17 protein-coding genes and 1 riboswitch are annotated in these 16,207 nt (G+C 64.8%); of the genes, 10 read left to right on the forward strand and 7 right to left on the reverse strand.

Annotation, left to right across the window (positions count from 1 at the left end):
• Nucleotides 1-103 precede the first annotated feature (103 nt).
• The 4 genes from AC1MCD_RS05830 to purU all read right to left on the reverse strand — a co-directional run bounded on the left by AC1MCD_RS05830 (nt 104) and on the right by purU (nt 3,302).
• Nucleotides 104-1,294 carry an ROK family transcriptional regulator gene (locus AC1MCD_RS05830; RefSeq protein ID WP_498676719.1) on the reverse strand — a complete coding sequence of 397 codons (1,191 nt, stop codon included), beginning with the start codon at nt 1,292-1,294 and terminating at the stop codon, nt 104-106.
• 61 nt (nt 1,295-1,355) lie between these two features.
• Entirely contained in the window at nt 1,356-1,874 is a 519-nt protein-coding gene (locus AC1MCD_RS05835) for a gamma carbonic anhydrase family protein (protein ID WP_498676721.1), read from the reverse strand.
• 87 nt (nt 1,875-1,961) lie between these two features.
• A complete protein-coding gene (locus AC1MCD_RS05840; RefSeq protein ID WP_498676722.1) occupies nt 1,962-2,408 on the reverse strand; it encodes a class I SAM-dependent methyltransferase in 447 nt (148 codons plus the stop codon).
• A 33-nt stretch (nt 2,409-2,441) separates the two neighbouring features.
• The gene (purU, locus tag AC1MCD_RS05845; RefSeq protein WP_498676723.1) at nt 2,442-3,302 is read right to left on the reverse strand and encodes a formyltetrahydrofolate deformylase; all 861 of its coding nucleotides are present in this window, start codon (nt 3,300-3,302) and stop codon (nt 2,442-2,444) included.
• Nucleotides 3,303-3,344: 42 nt separating this feature from the next.
• Nucleotides 3,345-3,431, forward strand: a riboswitch (ZMP/ZTP riboswitch).
• Between the two features lie 144 nt (nt 3,432-3,575).
• Between purU and glyA the strand changes: the two genes are divergently transcribed.
• The 10 genes from glyA to AC1MCD_RS05895 all read left to right on the forward strand — a co-directional run bounded on the left by glyA (nt 3,576) and on the right by AC1MCD_RS05895 (nt 12,794).
• Nucleotides 3,576-4,874 carry a serine hydroxymethyltransferase gene (gene glyA / locus AC1MCD_RS05850; RefSeq protein ID WP_498676728.1) on the forward strand — a complete coding sequence of 433 codons (1,299 nt, stop codon included), beginning with the start codon at nt 3,576-3,578 and terminating at the stop codon, nt 4,872-4,874.
• Between the two features lie 3 nt (nt 4,875-4,877).
• Entirely contained in the window at nt 4,878-5,795 is a 918-nt protein-coding gene (locus AC1MCD_RS05855) for a bifunctional methylenetetrahydrofolate dehydrogenase/methenyltetrahydrofolate cyclohydrolase (protein WP_498676730.1), read from the forward strand.
• 150 nt (nt 5,796-5,945) lie between these two features.
• Complete coding sequence (locus AC1MCD_RS05860) at nt 5,946-6,905, forward strand: ABC transporter ATP-binding protein (RefSeq protein WP_498678193.1); 960 nt, start codon at nt 5,946-5,948, stop codon at nt 6,903-6,905.
• Nucleotides 6,898-7,722 (forward strand): ABC transporter permease, encoded by an 825-nt coding sequence (locus tag AC1MCD_RS05865; RefSeq protein ID WP_498676733.1) that lies wholly within the window; start codon nt 6,898-6,900, stop codon nt 7,720-7,722. Before AC1MCD_RS05860 ends, AC1MCD_RS05865 begins: the two co-directional genes overlap by 8 nt.
• Complete coding sequence (locus AC1MCD_RS05870) at nt 7,719-8,549, forward strand: ABC transporter permease (RefSeq protein ID WP_498676735.1); 831 nt, start codon at nt 7,719-7,721, stop codon at nt 8,547-8,549. Before AC1MCD_RS05865 ends, AC1MCD_RS05870 begins: the two co-directional genes overlap by 4 nt.
• A gap of 81 nt (nt 8,550-8,630) precedes the next feature.
• Entirely contained in the window at nt 8,631-9,194 is a 564-nt protein-coding gene (locus AC1MCD_RS05875) for a hypothetical protein (protein WP_498676736.1), read from the forward strand.
• 10 nt (nt 9,195-9,204) lie between these two features.
• A complete protein-coding gene (locus tag AC1MCD_RS05880; RefSeq protein ID WP_498676738.1) occupies nt 9,205-10,038 on the forward strand; it encodes an exodeoxyribonuclease III in 834 nt (277 codons plus the stop codon).
• A gap of 18 nt (nt 10,039-10,056) precedes the next feature.
• Nucleotides 10,057-11,097 (forward strand): tryptophan--tRNA ligase, encoded by a 1,041-nt coding sequence (trpS, locus tag AC1MCD_RS05885; protein WP_498676739.1) that lies wholly within the window; start codon nt 10,057-10,059, stop codon nt 11,095-11,097.
• 4 nt (nt 11,098-11,101) lie between these two features.
• A complete protein-coding gene (locus tag AC1MCD_RS05890) occupies nt 11,102-11,707 on the forward strand; it encodes a 2'-5' RNA ligase family protein (protein WP_498676740.1) in 606 nt (201 codons plus the stop codon).
• Between the two features lie 37 nt (nt 11,708-11,744).
• A complete protein-coding gene (locus AC1MCD_RS05895; RefSeq protein ID WP_498676745.1) occupies nt 11,745-12,794 on the forward strand; it encodes a YihY/virulence factor BrkB family protein in 1,050 nt (349 codons plus the stop codon).
• Here the strand turns inward: AC1MCD_RS05895 and AC1MCD_RS05900 are convergent.
• The 3 genes from AC1MCD_RS05900 to sdhA form a co-directional block, all read right to left on the reverse strand.
• A complete protein-coding gene (locus tag AC1MCD_RS05900; RefSeq protein WP_498676748.1) occupies nt 12,748-13,521 on the reverse strand; it encodes an alpha/beta hydrolase family protein in 774 nt (257 codons plus the stop codon). The genes AC1MCD_RS05895 and AC1MCD_RS05900 overlap by 47 nt on opposite strands.
• Nucleotides 13,522-13,615: 94 nt before the next feature.
• Nucleotides 13,616-14,398, reverse strand: coding sequence for a succinate dehydrogenase iron-sulfur subunit (locus AC1MCD_RS05905; protein WP_498676749.1), 783 nt, complete (start codon nt 14,396-14,398; stop codon nt 13,616-13,618).
• Between the two features lies 1 nt (nt 14,399).
• Nucleotides 14,400-16,199: a succinate dehydrogenase flavoprotein subunit gene (gene sdhA, locus AC1MCD_RS05910; protein WP_498676751.1), complete on the reverse strand. Its 1,800-nt coding sequence runs from the start codon at nt 16,197-16,199 to the stop codon at nt 14,400-14,402.
• Nucleotides 16,200-16,207 lie beyond the last annotated feature (8 nt).

Below are 16,207 nucleotides of genomic sequence, written 5' to 3' on the forward strand. Positions count from 1 at the left end.
TTGTCCGCCCCCGCAAAGCGCAGGGGTCGTCTGATGAAAAAGTAAACTGGATCACACCGGTTGTCGTCAAGTCTTTAACGCAATTGGCGGATAACGAAATGGTCTACGCGCTGCGGATCCCTGCATGCCGGAAGACCAGCGCCGCTGCTCCCAGGGCTTCTGCGCGGTCCCCGAGCGAGGACATCGTCAGGGTGGTGGTCTCGCCGACCACGGGCACGGCGTGGCGGATCAGGCCCCGCCTGATGGGGTCAAGAAGCAGGTCCCCGAGGCCGGCCAGGGGGCCCCCCACCACGATCACTTCGGGGTTGATCAGGTTGGCCACGTTCCCCAGGGCACGTCCGACGGCCAGGCCGGCGTCGTCCACCACGCGCAGGGTGGCAGGATCGCGGCCCAATGCTTTCCGCACAATGTCCGCGGGGCTGGCGGGAGGGTCTTCGCCGCGGCTAAGCAGTTCGATCATGGTGGTGGTGGAGGCGATGGTTTCGAGGCAGCCGCGGTTCCCGCAACGGCACACCAGGCCGTGCTCGTGGATGGTGGCATGGCCGATTTCGCCGGTGATGCCCACAGTGCCGTAATACGGTGCGCCGTTGAGGATCAGGCCTGCGCCGATGCCCGATCCGATTTTGAGGAACATCAGGTTGCTGACCCCGGTATGGGGCCCCCAGGTAACCTCCGACCAAGCGCCCAAATTGGCGTCGTTGTCAACGAACACGGGCATTTCGAGGGTCTCTTCAAGGTGCTGCAGGATGTTGATCCCCACCCATTCTGGAAGGATGGCGCCCTGCGCTACAGTTCCGGTCCGCCGGTCAATAGGGCCCGGGATTCCGACGCCGGCGCCCACCACGGCGGCACGGTCCACGCCGCTCTCCAGCAAGAGCTTGTCCAGGAGCAGGACAGCAGCGTCGATGCCTTCTTCGGACTGGTGGCCGAGCGGGAGCAGCACTGATTCTTCGGCGATCACGTGGTAGCTCAGGGACGCCAGGACGACGCGCAGATGCCGCCTGCCGAAGTCGATGCCGACGGCCACGGCGCCGTTGCTGTTAAGCCGGACGTTCAGCGCCCGGCGCCCGGAACTGGTGATCGGCTCGGTGGACGCCAGGCCCGCGTCCTGCATGATTTTGACGATGTTGGAGACCGTGGCGGTGGACAGCCCGGTCTGCCGTGCAAGCTCGGCCTGGGTGGACGGGCCGCTCATCAGGGTCTCGATGATCCGCTGCTGGTTGAGCTGCCTGAGGGCGGACTGGGACCCCGGATTTTTTGGCCTGCTCTTCGTCGAGCGCGGTGTGGGGGACATAGAAAGAAGATTGCCCTACTGTGGCGGTTGCGGTCAAGAAGTTAACGCAAGTCGAGGTAACCTACCCGTGAATGTCGCGGTGAGCGCGGGAGAGTTCCACATAGCGCGCGGCGTTCTGTTTCACGCCCTCGAATTCTTCGTCGGTGAGTTCCCGGCGCACCTTGGCCGGAACGCCTGCCACCAGCGAGCGGGGCGGCACAACGGTCCCCTCGAGAACAACAGCGCCGGCCGCCACCAGCGAGCCGGTGCCGATGACCGCGCCGTTCAGTATGGTGGCGCCCATGCCGATCAGGCAGTCATCCTCCACGGTGCAGCCGTGCACCACGGCCGCGTGACCCACGCTGACCCCGGCGCCGACGGTGCAGGGAAATCCCGGGTCGGCGTGCAGCACCACGTTGTCCTGCAGGTTGCTGCCCGGGCCCACCATGATGGCCGCTGTGTCGGCCCGGACGGACACCCCGTAGAAGGCGCTGGAATCCCGGGCGAGGGAGGCGTTGCCGATGATGGACGCGGTGGGGGCGATGAACGCGGTTTCGTGGACGGCCGGAGCATGGCCGGCGAAAGTGTGAAGAGGAGCCATACGGCCAAGCCTAGGACATCTGCCCCCGGCCCCAACTAAGTAGCAGTAAATGTCGTTTTGAGCCGTCAAAACGACACCTACTGCTACTTACTTGGGGGAGGAAGGGGTGCGGAGGAGCAGGAAGTGGTGGTGCTGCGTCCGGGCAGGCTCGTCATCCTCACCTGAAGAGAGGACGACGCCGATGGGCGCCCCGGGTGCCGTCACGCGCACCAGTTCGCGCAGGACGGCATCGATGTCCGTAGCGGGACTGTGCAGCAGCGCACTCGTGGTCCAGGCGGAAGAGAACGTTCCGTCCGCGAAGGGCAGGTGCCGGGCATCTGCCACGGTGACGTCCAGGCCCTTGGCCCGGGCCAGATGGACGTTCTCTTCCGAGGGGTCCACTCCCGTGTAATGGATGCCGGCGCGGACAAATTGCACACCGTCGTGGCCTTGGCCGGCGTCCACCTCCAGGACGTTGTGCCGGCCCTCCGCCTTGAGCAGGCTGATGAACCGACCGCGCTGCGCGTCCCGCCCGGTTGCTGTCGGATGCTCCATGTCGTTGCGCCGCACCCAGTCAGGCGGTGGCTGCTAGTTGAAGACCACGGTCCGGTTGCCATCCAGCAGCACCCGGTGCTCGGCGTGCCACTGGACCGCCTGGGTTAGTGTCCGGCCCTCGACGTCCCGGCCCATTTGCACAAACTGTTCCGGGGTCCGGGCGTGGTCCACCCGGATGACTTCCTGCTCAATGATGGGGCCCTCGTCCAGGGCGGCCGTGACGTAATGGGCGGTGGCACCAATCAGCTTCACCCCGCGCGCGTGGGCCTGGTGGTACGGCTTGGCGCCCTTGAACGAGGGCAGGAACGAGTGGTGGATGTTAATGGCTTTGCCGGTCAGCTCCGCACAGAGGTCATCGGAAATGATCTGCATGTAGCGGGCCAGCACGGTGAGTTCAATATCGTGTTCGGCCATCAGGGCGCGAAGTTTGTCCTCGGCTTCCGCCTTGGTCTGCTGCGTGACCGGGATGTAGTGGAACGGAATGCCATAGAACTCGGCAAGGCCGGCGAGGTCCTGGTGGTTCGAGACGATGGCGGGGATTTCGATCGGCAGGGTGCCGGAGCGCTGCTGGAAGAGGATGTCGTTGAGGCAGTGTGCTGAGGTGCTGGCCATCAGGAGGGTCCGCACTTTCTGGCCAACGGCGTTAAGGCTCGACTGCATGCCGAAGGCCGCCACCACGGGCTCAAGGGCAGCCTGGAGCTCTGCCCGGGAGGCCGTCGTCGTGGCTTCGACGCGCATAAAGAAGTTCCCGGTGGCGGGGCTGCCGTACTGCTGCGAGTCCAAAATATTACAGCCCGCCACCAGCAGGGCGCCGGCCACGGCGTGGACGATTCCGGGCCGGTCCGGGCAGGACAGTGTTAGTACATACGCTTTGTTCAGCTGCTCATCACTCACGACAATTAGCCTACCCGCGCGTCACCGAAGGTTTTGGTAGTCTTGGCAGGTCGCAACTGGCGTTGGGTGGCTTAACCACCAGGGAGCGGCAATCACGAAGACCACGGATCGTACGCCTGGGCCGAGGGTCATGTCTTGCCGGACAAGTGCTGCAGCCCTTTGGGGAAACAGCGTCTTTCCCGCACTTTCACGCCCTGTCATTTAGGGGCGGTTGTGCGCGCCAGCCGGTAGCCTGACCTTAGCAGTGCCCGTATCCCTAGCCAGGAGTTTTTCGTGACTACTACCGCCACCACAACAACCGCCGTCAGCAATCAGTCGCTGGCCGAGCTGGATCCCGAGATCGCTGCAGTCCTCGACCAGGAACTTGGCCGCCAGCGCGGCACCCTGGAAATGATCGCCTCCGAAAACTTCGCGCCGCGCGCTGTGATGGAAGCCCAGGGCTCGGTCCTGACCAACAAGTACGCCGAGGGTTACCCGGGCCGCCGCTACTACGGTGGCTGCGAATATGTGGACATCGCCGAGCAGTTGGCGATCGACCGCGTCAAGGCACTGTTCGGCGCCGAATATGCCAACGTCCAGCCGCACTCCGGTGCGCAGGCCAACGCTGCAGCACTGTCCGCCATGATCACTCCCGGTGACAAGATCCTGGGCCTGTCCCTGGCCCACGGCGGCCACCTGACCCACGGCATGAAGCTGAACTTCTCCGGCAAGCTGTACAACGTGGCTGCCTACCAGGTGGAGGAAGACAACTTCCGCGTGGACATGGACAAGCTCCGCGAACAGGCCATCGCCGAAAAGCCGCAGGTCATCATCGCCGGCTGGTCCGCGTACCCGCGCCACCTTGACTTCGCAGCCTTCCGCTCCATCGCCGATGAGGTGGGCGCGCTGCTCTGGACCGACATGGCGCACTTCGCCGGTCTGGTTGCAGCAGGCCTGCACCCGAGCCCGGTTCCGCACTCCGACGTCGTTACCTCCACCGTGCATAAGACCCTCGCCGGTCCGCGCTCAGGTGTGATCCTGGCGAAGCAGGAGTGGGCCAAGAAGATCAACTCCAACGTCTTCCCGGGCCAGCAGGGCGGCCCTCTGATGCATGTCATCGCCGCCAAGGCCGTGGCCTTCAAGATCGCCGGCACGGAGGAGTTCAAGGAACGCCAGGAGCGCGTCCTCGAAGGCGCCAAGATCATTGCGGACCGCCTCAACCAGGCCGACGTCGCCGAAGCGGGCGTCTCGGTCCTCACCGGCGGCACCGATGTGCACCTGGTCCTGGTGGACCTGCGCAACTCGCAGCTGGACGGCCAGCAGGCAGAAGACCTCCTACATTCCGTGGGCATCACCGTGAACCGCAACGCCGTTCCGTTCGACCCGCGGCCGCCGATGGTCACCTCCGGGCTGCGCATCGGCACCCCCGCCCTGGCCACCCGCGGCTTCGGCGCAGCGGAATTCACCGAGGTGGCCGAGATCATCGCCACCGCACTCAAGGCCGGCTCCGCCACGGACGTTGAAGCCCTGCAGTCCCGCGTGGACAAGCTCGCCGCCGACTTCCCGCTGTACCCGCAGCACGAGCAGTGGTGATCCATGACTAAGACCCAGACTGCCAAGATTCTTGACGGCAAAGCAGCCTCCGCAGCCATCAAGTCTGAGCTCGTCGAGCGTGTCGCGGCACTGAAAGCCCAAGGCGTTGTCCCGGGCATTGCCACCGTTCTTGTGGGCGCGGACCCTGCCTCGCAGCTCTACGTGTCCATGAAACACAAACAGTCAGCGGCGATCGGGATGAACTCGATGCAGCGTGAGCTGCCGGCGGATGCCACCCAGGCCCAGGTGGAGGCCCTCATTGACGAACTCAATGCGGACCCCGCCTGCCACGGGTACATCGTGCAGCTGCCGCTGCCCAAGCATTTGGATACTGACGCCATCCTGGAGCGGATTGACCCCGCCAAGGATGCTGACGGCCTGCACCCGACCAACCTTGGCCGGCTGGTGCTGAACGTCAGCGGCGAAATCACCACGCCGCTGCCGTGCACGCCCCGCGGCGTCATCGAGCTGCTGGAGCGGAACGGCTACAGCCTCGCCGGCAAGCACGTTGTGGTGGTCGGGCGCGGTGTCACGGTCGGCCGTACCATCGGCCTGCTGCTCACCCGCCGGTCCGTGAACGCCACCGTAACGCTGACGCACACGGGCACCGAGAACCTCTCGGAGCTGCTGCGGGAGGCGGACGTCATCGTGGGCGCCGCGGGCGTCAAGCACATCGTCAAGGCCGCGGACGTCAAGCCCGGTGCCGCGCTGCTCGACGTTGGGGTCACGCGTGAAACCGATACTGAGACGGGCAAGAGCAAGGTCCACGGCGATATCGAACCTGCTGCCGCCGAGGTAGCCGGCTGGATTTCGCCGAACCCCGGCGGCGTCGGTCCCATGACTGTGGCGCTGCTGATGACCAACGTGGTCGAAGCCGCGGAACGCCAATTGGCACAGAAAAGCGGTTCCGGAACCGCGTAGTTCCGCCGCGCTAAGCAACGCCCGACGGCGGCCCGCACCTTTTTCACTCGAGGTGCGGGCCGCCGTCGGCCGTTAAGGGACCAAGTGCAGGTCCCCTTTCGCATTCATGGGCGCTCCATTAGTCTGCGGAGGGTGCGCAACAAAGCCATCGTGTCCTCCACCACTTCCGGCGGCCTTCCCGCCCGGCAGGCAGCGGTCATCTCCGCGGAGGACCTGCGTAAGACGTATGGCGACGTCACCGCCGTCGACGGGATTTCGTTCAGCGTGCCGGCAGGGGAGTCCTTCGGCCTGCTCGGCCCGAACGGTGCGGGCAAATCCACCACCATGAAGATGATCGGCGCGGTCACGCAGCGCACGTCCGGGAAACTCAGCATCATGGGCCTGGATCCGGACAGTCACGGGCCGGAGGTCCGCGCTCTCCTGGGCGTGGTGCCGCAGCAGGACAACCTGGACGAGGAGCTGCGGGTCCGCGACAACCTGCTGGTCTATGGGCGCTACTTTGGCCTGCCCATGAGCTATCTCCGGCCGAAGGCTGACGAGCTGCTGGAGTTCGCCCAGCTCACGGACAAGGCCAAATCCAAGGTGGACGCGCTGTCCGGCGGCATGAAACGGCGCCTGACCATTGCGCGGTCGCTGATCAACGAGCCGCGCATCCTGCTGCTGGACGAACCCACCACCGGGTTGGACCCGCAGGCGCGGCACACCCTGTGGGACCGCCTCTTCCGCCTCAAGGAGCAGGGCGTCACCCTGATCCTGACCACGCACTACATGGATGAAGCCGAGCAGCTGTGCGACCGGCTGATCGTGGTGGACAAGGGCAGGATCATGGCCGAGGGATCGCCCGCCCAGCTCATCCGCGAGCACTCCACCAGGGAAGTGCTGGAATTGCGCTTTGGCTCCGAACGAAACGCCCTCATCGGCCCTGAGCTCCAAGGGATCGGCGACCGCCTCGAGGCACTCCCGGACCGGGTGCTGATTTACGCGCACGACGGTGAGGCCGCCCTTGAGCAGGTATCTTCCCGTGGCCTCCGGCCGGTGACCTCCTTGGTGCGCCGGTCGTCTTTGGAGGACGTCTTCCTGCGTCTTACCGGCAGGAGCCTCGTTGACTGAACGGGCTCACGCACCGGAGATCTCCGCGGCGAGGGCGCGCCGCTGGGGTGCGTTTTACTACGCGGAACAGGTCCTCCGCGTCATGAAGGGCTACGGCTGGTCAATCCTGATGTACAGCGTGGGGCAACCCGTGGCCTACCTGTTCGCCATGGGCGTGGGGCTGGCCACGCTGGTGGACGCCGAGGATGCGGGAGCCTTCGGCGGGGTCAGCTACCTGGCCTTCATTGCGCCGGCGCTGCTGGTCTCCGCCGCGGTCATGTCCGCCGCCAACGAGTTCACCTTCCCTGTGATGGACGGGTTCAAATGGCGCCGGACCTATTACGGGCCGCACGCGTCCCCGCTCACCCCGCAACAAATTGCCGCCGGGCAGGTCATGGCTGTGACGCTGCGCTTGCTGCTGCAGTCCGCCATCTATTTCGCGGCCGTGGCACTGTTTGGAGCCTCGCCGTCCGGCTGGGGCTGGGCGGGCATCGCGGTGGCCACCCTCGCCGGGCTGGCCTTCGGCTTGCCGCTGATGGCCTACTCGGCGTCGATCAAGGATGAAAAGGGCCAGTTCGCCCTGGTGATGCGCTTCATCGTGATGCCGCTCTTCCTCTTCTCCGGAACGTTCTTCCCTCTGGACTCGCTGCCCTTGGGGGTCCGTTGGATCGGCTGGATCTCACCGATCTGGCACGGCACCGAGCTGGGCCGGGCTGTCAGCTACGGCTATCAGGAACCGCCGGTCCTCACCCTGGTGCACGTTGTGGTGCTCGTGGCCCTCACGGCGCTCGGCTGGATTCTTACGAAGCGCCAGTTCATCCGGAGGTTGGGCCAATGAGCACCGGCACCCGCCACAGCGTCACGGAGGAGGCGCGGAACAGGACGTTCGGTCCGCTGTATTCCCGCAACGCCAAAGCCGTGGTCTCGCGCGGACTGATGGCCACCAGGAGCACCAACTGGCTGGTGATGCTGTCCGGCTTCTTTGAGCCCGTGCTGTTCCTGATCTCCATGGGCGTGGGCCTGGGCGCCATTGTGGGCGCCGTACAAGGGCCCGACGGAACGGAAATCAGCTACGCCGCCTACATTGCGCCTGCGCTGCTGGCCGTGTCCGCAATGAACGGTGCGGTGTACGACTCCACCTGGAACGTGTTCTTCAAGATGAATTTCGCCAAGCTTTACCAGGGCATGCTGTACACCTCCCTCGGCCCGCTGGACGTCGCGCTTGGCGAGATCTTCCTGGCGCTCCTGCGCGGCCTGATGTACGCCACCGGGTTCACCGCGGTGATGGGTCTGATGGGTTTGATCACCACACCCTGGGCCATCCTGATGATTCCGGCGTCCTTACTCATCGCCTTCGGATTCGCCAGCCTGGGGATGGGCATCACCAGCTTCCTGAAGACCTTCCAGCAGATGGACTGGATCAACTTCATCATGCTGCCGATGTTCCTCTTCAGCGCCACCTTCTACCCGCTCAGCGTCTACCCGCAATACATCCAGTGGCTCATCCAGGCCATGCCGCTCTGGCACGGGGTAGAGCTGCTCCGCCAGATCAGCGTGGGTGTGTTTACCCCGGCCACCGCGATCCATATCGGGTATTACCTGCTGATGATCGCGCTGGGCATGCTGCTCACCACAGTGCGGCTGCGGAAGCTGTTCCTGAAGTAGCCCCAGCCCTTGGGGAGAGGGGGTGTTCGCCGGGGGTGGAAGGTGCGCAAAGGGGGCCGCGGCGTTTGAGACAATGGACCCATGCAATCTCTGGGTAACCCTCACTCTCCGTCCGGCCGGTCCAAGGGCGGCTTCTCCATGCTCCGGATCAGCGGGCCGGGGATGATGGTTTTTATCATCGCCTTCCTGGTTGCCGTGATCTTCGCCGCCAACCAGAACGACGTCGTGGGCTGGGTTGTGGCGGTCATTGCCGCCTTCTGGCTGGCGCTCGCCTGCTTCGTGGTGTTCAGCATCCAGAAGGCCGCCAAAAAGGCAGGCGCCAAACTGACGGAAGCCCAGAACGCCTTCAACAGCGCTGCCGGCCGCGCACCGTCGTCGGCCTCTGCTGACCACGGCGGCACCCGGGTGGTGTCCGAGCGGACCGGGGCGGGCGAGGTCCGGGACCTCAAGCTGGACCACTCCTTCAAGATCGTGCAGGTGCAGATCCGGGTGGTGGAGCAGGAACGGGCCAAGGGGGAGGCCGCGGACCAGGACACCATCCGCCGGGCGCTGGAGACCATCGAGATCACCGCAACGAACGCCCGGGACATGATCCGCTCCGCCGGCAGCACCGGGGACCCGGTCAGCGGAACCATCATCGACTAGAGTGGTGCGGGTGAGTTCGGCATTGAAGAAGGATCACCTTCGCATCGCATCAGTCAACGTCAACGGCCTCCGGGCTGCCTATAAGAACGGCATGGCGGCCTGGCTGGAGCCTCGCGACGTGGACATTCTCTGCCTCCAGGAGGTCCGGGCACCTGACGCGATCGTCCGTCAGCTGCTCGGCGACGGCTGGCACATCCTGCACGCCGAGGCGGAAGCCAAAGGCCGCGCCGGCGTCGCCATTGCGTCCCGCGAAGAACCCCTGTACACCCGCAACGGCATAGGCGATGACTACTTCGCCACCGCCGGCCGCTGGGTGGAAGCCGATTTCCGGCTGACGGACGCCAGCGGAGCACCTGTCCAGCTGACCGTTGCCAGCGCCTACGTGCACTCCGGCGAAGTGGGAACCCCCAAGCAGGTGGACAAGTACAGGTTCCTGGATGTCATGAGCACCCGCCTGCCGGAGCTCACCAAGCACAGCGATCACGCCCTGGTGGTTGGCGACCTCAACGTTGGCCACACCGAACGGGACATCAAGAACTGGAAGGGCAACGTCAAGAAGGCAGGCTTCCTGCCGGACGAGCGTGCGTATTTTGACCGCTTCTTCGGCGAAGACATCGGTTGGAAGGATGTCCATCGGGGCCTGGCAGGCGACGTGGACGGCCCCTACACCTGGTGGTCACAGCGTGGCCAGGCGTTCGATAACGACACCGGTTGGCGCATCGATTACCACCTGGCCACCCCGGACCTCGCCGCTGCCGCCTTCTCGGCCGTTGTGGACCGGGCGCCCTCGTGGCACACGCGCTTCTCTGACCATGCCCCGCTGGTAGTGGACTACCGGCTCTAAATCTTAAGGTTCGAACGAATGACCAGCTCACCCTCACACGGCCGCAAGCGCATCCTTTCCGGCGCGAAGCCGACAGCCGACTCCCTGCACCTGGGCAACTACATCGGCGCAGTCCGCAACTGGGTGGACATGCAGTCCGCTTACGACGCCGTCTTTTTCATCCCCGACCTCCACGCCATCACCGTGGACTTCGACCCGGCGGAACTGAGCAACCGCACCCGCGTGGTGGCAGCCCAGTACATCGCCGCCGGCATCGACCCGGACAAGTGCATTTTCTTCGTCCAGTCCCACGTCCCGGAACATGCGCAGCTCGCCTGGGCGCTGAACTGCATCACGGGGTTCGGCGAAGCCTCCCGCATGACGCAGTTCAAGGACAAAACCCAGAAGGCCGGCGCCGATGCCGCCACGCTGGGACTGTTCGCGTACCCCACCCTGATGGCCGCCGATATCCTGCTATACCAGACCGACCTGGTGCCGGTGGGTGAGGACCAGCGCCAGCACCTGGAGCTGACCCGGAACCTGGCCCAGCGGTTTAACACCCGTTTCGGCGAGACCTTCACCGTGCCTGAGGCCACCATCCTCAAGGAAAGCGCGAAGATTTACGACCTGCAGAACCCCACCGCCAAGATGTCGAAAACGGGGGAGTCGCCCAACGGCTCCATCCAGCTCCTGGAGGACCCGAAGGTCGCCGCCAAGCGCATCAAGACGGCGGTGACGGATACCGGCACGGAGATCCGCTTTGACCTCGAAGAGAAGCCGGGCGTCTCCAACCTGCTGACCATTTATTCCTCCCTCACCGGCAAATCGGTGGCGGAGCTCGAGGCCGAATACCAGGGCAAGATGTACGGCCACTTGAAGGTGGACCTCGCCGAGGTGATGGTGGACTTCATCACTCCGTTGCGGAACCGCACCAACGAGCTGATGGCGGACCCGGCCGAGCTGGACCGGCTGCTTGCCCAGGGCGCGGAACGTGCCCGTGAGATCGCCTCCGTGACGCTCAGCCAGGTCTACGAGCGGATGGGCTTCCTGCCCTCGCTGCACCTGGCCGGAGTCCGCTAGAGCCATGCCGGCCGCACGGACTGTCAGCGAAGGAATGAGCGTCGGCGTCATTCTCGGGTTCCCGCCTGCCATCGCGGCGGAACTGCAGCGGTGGCGGGCCTCGTTCGGTGATCCGATGGCCGGGGTGGTCCCTGCCCACATCACGCTGGTCACCACCACCCCCACCGACGACTGGGAAGCAACCCGCGCCCACGTCCACGAAGTGGCGCGCAACCAGGCCCCGTTCATGGTGACGATCTCCGGCACGGGGACTTTCCGGCCAGTCTCCCCGGTGGTTTACATCAAGGTTGAAGAGGGCTTCGACGATTGCGTGGACCTGCATGCGAAACTCCAGACCGGTCCACTCCAACGGGATCTGCCGTTTTCGTACCATCCCCATGTCACCATCGCCCACGATGTTGCCCCGGAGAGCCTCGATGAGGCCGAAACGGTACTCGAAAGCTACAAGGCCACCTTCCCTGTGGTTAGCATGGGACTCTACGAGCACGATGCTGACGGCATCTGGCAGCTACGGGAAGAGTTGGACTTTGGGACCGAAACTGACGACGACGGCGGGACCCGCGGCACCAAAACGGACGCCGACGCAAACGGAGCCACCGCTTCCCACTGAACAGGCCCGCCTGAAGCTGGCTGTCATCCAAAAAAGGATGGATTGGGGCAAAGTCAGAAGGTCCGACGGCGGCCCGCTGGCCAGCCTGATGGCCATGGTCCAATGGCTGCTCGCCCGGCTTAGTGCCTTCCGGCCCATGCGCGCGTGGCAGCACTACACCCTCCAGCACGGCCCGCTCATGAGCGCCGGCATCGGGTTCAACATGTTCTTCTCCATTACCGGCCTGCTGGCCACCGGGTTCTCCATTGCCGGCCTGGTGCTGCGGGGCCAGCCTGCCCTCCTGGACACCATCATCGCCAGTGTGGCAAAGAGTGCGCCCGGCCTTCTAAAAGTCAACGGCGGGGCCGGACTGGTTGATCCCAAGGACCTGCTGAACCCGGACGGACTGGGTTGGACAGCCGTGATCGCGGCTGTGGTCACGGTCATCACGTCCCTGGGGTGGATCGCTGGGCTCCGCGACGGCCTTCGCGGGGTGGTGGAACTACCGCCGCTTAAAATGAACATCATCCTGATGAAGCTGCGGGACGCCGGCACCCTGCTGCTTCTGGGAGTTGCCCTGGTCATCAGTGCGGGAGCATCCCTGGTGTTCGGCACGGCAGCTGGCTGGGTCAGCGACTTTCTGCGGCTGGACCCTGCCGTCGCTGGTCCGTTGACCACGCTGATCAAGATCGGTGTGCCGCTGGTCCTGAGCTGGGTGACCGCCGTCGTCATGTTCCGGCTGGCGGGCGGGCTCAAGCTGTCCCGGCGTGCCCTGCTTGAGGGGACCGTCCTGGCGGCGGTGGGCACCACCATCCTTCAGGTGTTCAGCACAGAGCTGCTCGCGGGCGCCGGCCGGAACCCCATCCTGGCGCCGTTCGCCATCATCATCGGGCTGCTGATCTGGTTCAACCTCGTCAGTCAGGTCTACCTGGTTTCGGCAGCCTGGTCAGCCATCCGTGACGAGGACCTCAAGAGCGTGGCCGCCGGACACGACAAGGCGCTGTGGGGCTCCCGCCACATCCAGCCCGGCAAGACTCCCGTGGAGCACGACGCCGGTGCTGTTACGAGTGCGCGGCGTCGAGGTATTGGTCGGCCCAGGCAGAAATAATCCGGGCGGCGCGGGCCGCCTGGCCTTTGCCGGTCAGGAGGTGGTCGCTGCCTTCGAGCGAGATGAAATTCCGCGGGTGGCGCGCGGTTTGGAAGATGGTGCTGGCGTTCTCGATGCCCACGGTGTTGTCGGTGGGGGAGTGCAGCACCATCAGCGGCTTGTGCAGCTGCCGGATGCAGTCCGTGAGGTCGGCGTTCTCCAGGTCCTCCACAAAGTGCTTGCGGATTTCCACCCGTTTCCCGCCGAGGTCCACCTCCGCGCTGCCTTCACTGAGGATCTTGTCCAAGGCGGCGTCGAACACGTGCGCCACGTGCTTGGGCGAGAACGGGGCACCCACGGTAGCGACGGCGTCGAGTTCGGGAATCTGTCTGGCGGCGGACAGCACGGCGGCACCGCCGAAGGAATGGCCCACCAGCAGGGAGATGGCCTTGCCCTGGGCACGCATGAACTCCGCTGCCTTCACGGTGTCCGCAACTTTATGGCTGAACGAGCCCTCCGACCAGTGGCCTGCGGACTCGCCCAGCCCCAGGTTGTCGAAGCGCAGCATGCCTATCCCGGTGTCAGCCAGGGCTTTGCACATCCGCGAAGCCGACGGGCTGTCCTTGCCCAGCGTGAAGCCGTGGGAGAACAAACCCCAGCCCCGCACCGGTCCCTCCGGCACGTCGATGATGCCGGACAGGATTTCACCGGTGGAGCCTTCGAAGCTGACTTTTTCGGAACGGGACATCGTGTGCTGCTTTCGTGGGTGCCGTCATGAGTTAAACCACGACGGCGCCTGTCACCACAAAGGTGAGAGACGCCGTCGTACGCAAAAACTGAAATTAGATCTTGCGGGAGAGGATTGCCTGCTTGACCTCGGCGATTGCCTGGGTCACCTGGATGCCACGCGGGCAGGCTTCGGTGCAGTTGAAGGTGGTGCGGCAGCGCCACACGCCTTCCTTGTCATTGAGGATTTCCAGGCGCATATCGCCGGCGTCATCACGGGAATCGAAGATGAAGCGGTGTGCGTTGACGATCGCGGCCGGGCCGAAGTACTGGCCATCGGTCCAGAACACGGGGCATGAGGACGTGCACGCGGCGCACAGGATGCACTTGGTGGTGTCGTCGAAACGCTCACGGTCCTCCGCGGACTGCAGGCGTTCCTTGGTGGGCTCGTGACCCTTGTTGATCAGGAAGGGCATGACTTCGCGGAACGACTGGAAGAACGGCTCCATGTCCACGATCAGGTCCTTCTCCACCGGCAGGCCCTTGATGGGCTCAACGGTGATGGGCTTGGACGTGTCCAGGTCCTTCAGGAGGGTCTTGCAGGCCAGGCGGTTACGGCCGTTGATGCGCATGGCATCGGAACCGCAGACACCGTGGGCGCAGGAACGGCGGAATGAGACACTGCCGTCAATTTCCCATTTGACCTTGTGCAGGGCATCCAGCACGCGGTCCGTGCCGTACATGGTCACCTTGAAGTCATCCCAAGTGGCGTCCTCGGACACCTCGGGGTTGTAGCGGCGCACGCGCAGCGTGACGTCGAAGGAAGGGATATCCCCGCCCCCGCCGACGCCGGCGGGCAGTTCGATCTTTGAGGCTGGCTCAGCGAGTTCAGCGGTCATCTTAGTACTTCCTCACCATCGGCTCGTAGCGCGTAAAGACCACCGGTTTGGTGGCAAGTCGGATGCCCGCGATCGACTCAGCGGAACCGTCCGCCGGTGCGTGGTCGTCCTTGTACGCCATGGAGTGCTTCATGAATTTCTCGTCGTTCCGGTCCGGGAAGTCCTCGCGGAAGTGTCCGCCGCGGGATTCCTCACGGTGCAGGGCCGCAACGGTCATGACCTTCGCCAGCTCCAGCAGGAAGCCAAGCTCAACGGCCTCAAGCAGGTCCAGGTTGAAGCGCTTGCCCTTGTCCTGGACGCTGATGTTCTTGTAGCGCGCTTCGAAGGACTCGATGTCGCGCAGAACCTGGTTCAGCGTGTCTGCGGTGCGGAACACCTGCATGTTGGCGTCCATGGTGTCCTGCAGGTCCTTGCGGATCAGGGCCACCTTTTCGTCGCCGGTGCCGTTGCGGGCAATGTTCAGCAGGTCGATGGTGTAGGCCTCCGGGTCTTCGGGGAGTTCCACGAAGTCGGCGGTCTTGGAGTATTCAGCCGCTGCAATGCCGGCGCGCTTGCCGAACACGTTGATGTCCAGCAGCGAGTTGGTGCCGAGGCGGTTGGAACCGTGGACGGACACGCAGGCAACCTCACCGGCGGCGTAGAGGCCCGGAATCACGGTGTCGTTGTCCTGCAGGACCTCGGCGGTGATGTTCGTGGGAATGCCGCCCATGGCGTAGTGGGCCGTCGGGAACACGGGAACCGGCTCCGTGTAAGGCTCCACACCAAGGTAGGTGCGGGCAAACTCGGTGATGTCCGGCAGCTTGGCGTCGATGTGCGCCGGCTCCAGGTGGGTCAGGTCCAGGAGGACGTAGTCCTTGTTCGGGCCACAGCCGCGGCCTTCGCGGACTTCGTTGGCCATGGAACGGGCCACGATGTCACGCGGTGCAAGGTCCTTGATGGTGGGGGCGTAGCGCTCCATGAAGCGCTCACCCTCGGAGTTGCGCAGGATGGCGCCCTCACCGCGGGCTGCTTCGGAAAGCAGGATGCCCAGGCCGGCAAGGCCTGTCGGGTGGAACTGGAAGAACTCCATGTCCTCCAGCGGGATGCCGCGGCGGAAGGCGATGCCCATGCCGTCACCGGTCAGGGTGTGGGCGTTGGACGTGGTCTTGAAGACCTTGCCCGCGCCGCCGGAGGCGAACACCACGGACTTGGCCTGGAAGACGTGCAGCTCACCGGAGGCGAGGTCGTAGGACACAACGCCGGCAACGCGCTTCTGCTTGTACGGCGTGCCGTCTTCGCGGACGGCGTCTTCCTCGACCGTCAGCAGGTCCAGGACGTAGTACTCGTTGTAGAACTCCACATTGTGCTTGACGCAGTTTTGGTACAGCGTCTGCAGGATCATGTGGCCGGTGCGGTCGGCGGCGTAGCAGGCGCGGCGGACCGGAGCCTTGCCGTGATCGCGGGTGTGGCCACCGAAGCGACGCTGGTCAATCCGGCCTTCAGGCGTGCGGTTGAACGGCAGGCCCATCTTCTCAAGGTCCAGCACGGCGTCGATGGCTTCCTTCGCCATGACCTCCGCAGCGTCCTGGTCAACCAGGTAGTCGCCGCCCTTGACGGTGTCGAAGGTGTGCCATTCCCAGTTGTCTTCCTCGACGTTGGCAAGGGCCGCACACATGCCACCCTGCGCCGCACCGGTGTGCGAGCGGGTGGGGTAGAGCTTGGTCAGTACTGCTGTGCGCGCGCGCTGACCGGACTCGATCGCGGCGCGCATGCCAGCGCCACCGGCACCGACGATGACGACGTCGTACTTATGGACCTGCATACTTGGGC

The organism is Arthrobacter sp. BF1, assembly GCF_056680215.1.

Excerpts from the sequence above, each read along its gene's own strand:
- AC1MCD_RS05830 (WP_498676719.1), bottom strand. The coding sequence starts at position 1,294 with ATGTCCCCCACACCGCGCTCGACGAAGAGCAGGCCAAAAAATCCGGGG.
- AC1MCD_RS05835 (WP_498676721.1), bottom strand. The coding sequence starts at position 1,874 with ATGGCTCCTCTTCACACTTTCGCCGGCCATGCTCCGGCCGTCCACGAA.
- AC1MCD_RS05840 (WP_498676722.1), bottom strand. The coding sequence starts at position 2,408 with ATGGAGCATCCGACAGCAACCGGGCGGGACGCGCAGCGCGGTCGGTTC.
- AC1MCD_RS05855 (WP_498676730.1), top strand. The coding sequence starts at position 4,878 with ATGACTAAGACCCAGACTGCCAAGATTCTTGACGGCAAAGCAGCCTCC.
- AC1MCD_RS05870 (WP_498676735.1), top strand. The coding sequence starts at position 7,719 with ATGAGCACCGGCACCCGCCACAGCGTCACGGAGGAGGCGCGGAACAGG.
- AC1MCD_RS05875 (WP_498676736.1), top strand. The coding sequence starts at position 8,631 with ATGCAATCTCTGGGTAACCCTCACTCTCCGTCCGGCCGGTCCAAGGGC.
- trpS (WP_498676739.1), top strand. The coding sequence starts at position 10,057 with ATGACCAGCTCACCCTCACACGGCCGCAAGCGCATCCTTTCCGGCGCG.
- AC1MCD_RS05890 (WP_498676740.1), top strand. The coding sequence starts at position 11,102 with ATGCCGGCCGCACGGACTGTCAGCGAAGGAATGAGCGTCGGCGTCATT.
- AC1MCD_RS05895 (WP_498676745.1), top strand. The coding sequence starts at position 11,745 with ATGGATTGGGGCAAAGTCAGAAGGTCCGACGGCGGCCCGCTGGCCAGC.
- AC1MCD_RS05900 (WP_498676748.1), bottom strand. The coding sequence starts at position 13,521 with ATGTCCCGTTCCGAAAAAGTCAGCTTCGAAGGCTCCACCGGTGAAATC.
- AC1MCD_RS05905 (WP_498676749.1), bottom strand. The coding sequence starts at position 14,398 with ATGACCGCTGAACTCGCTGAGCCAGCCTCAAAGATCGAACTGCCCGCC.
- sdhA (WP_498676751.1), bottom strand. The coding sequence starts at position 16,199 with ATGCAGGTCCATAAGTACGACGTCGTCATCGTCGGTGCCGGTGGCGCT.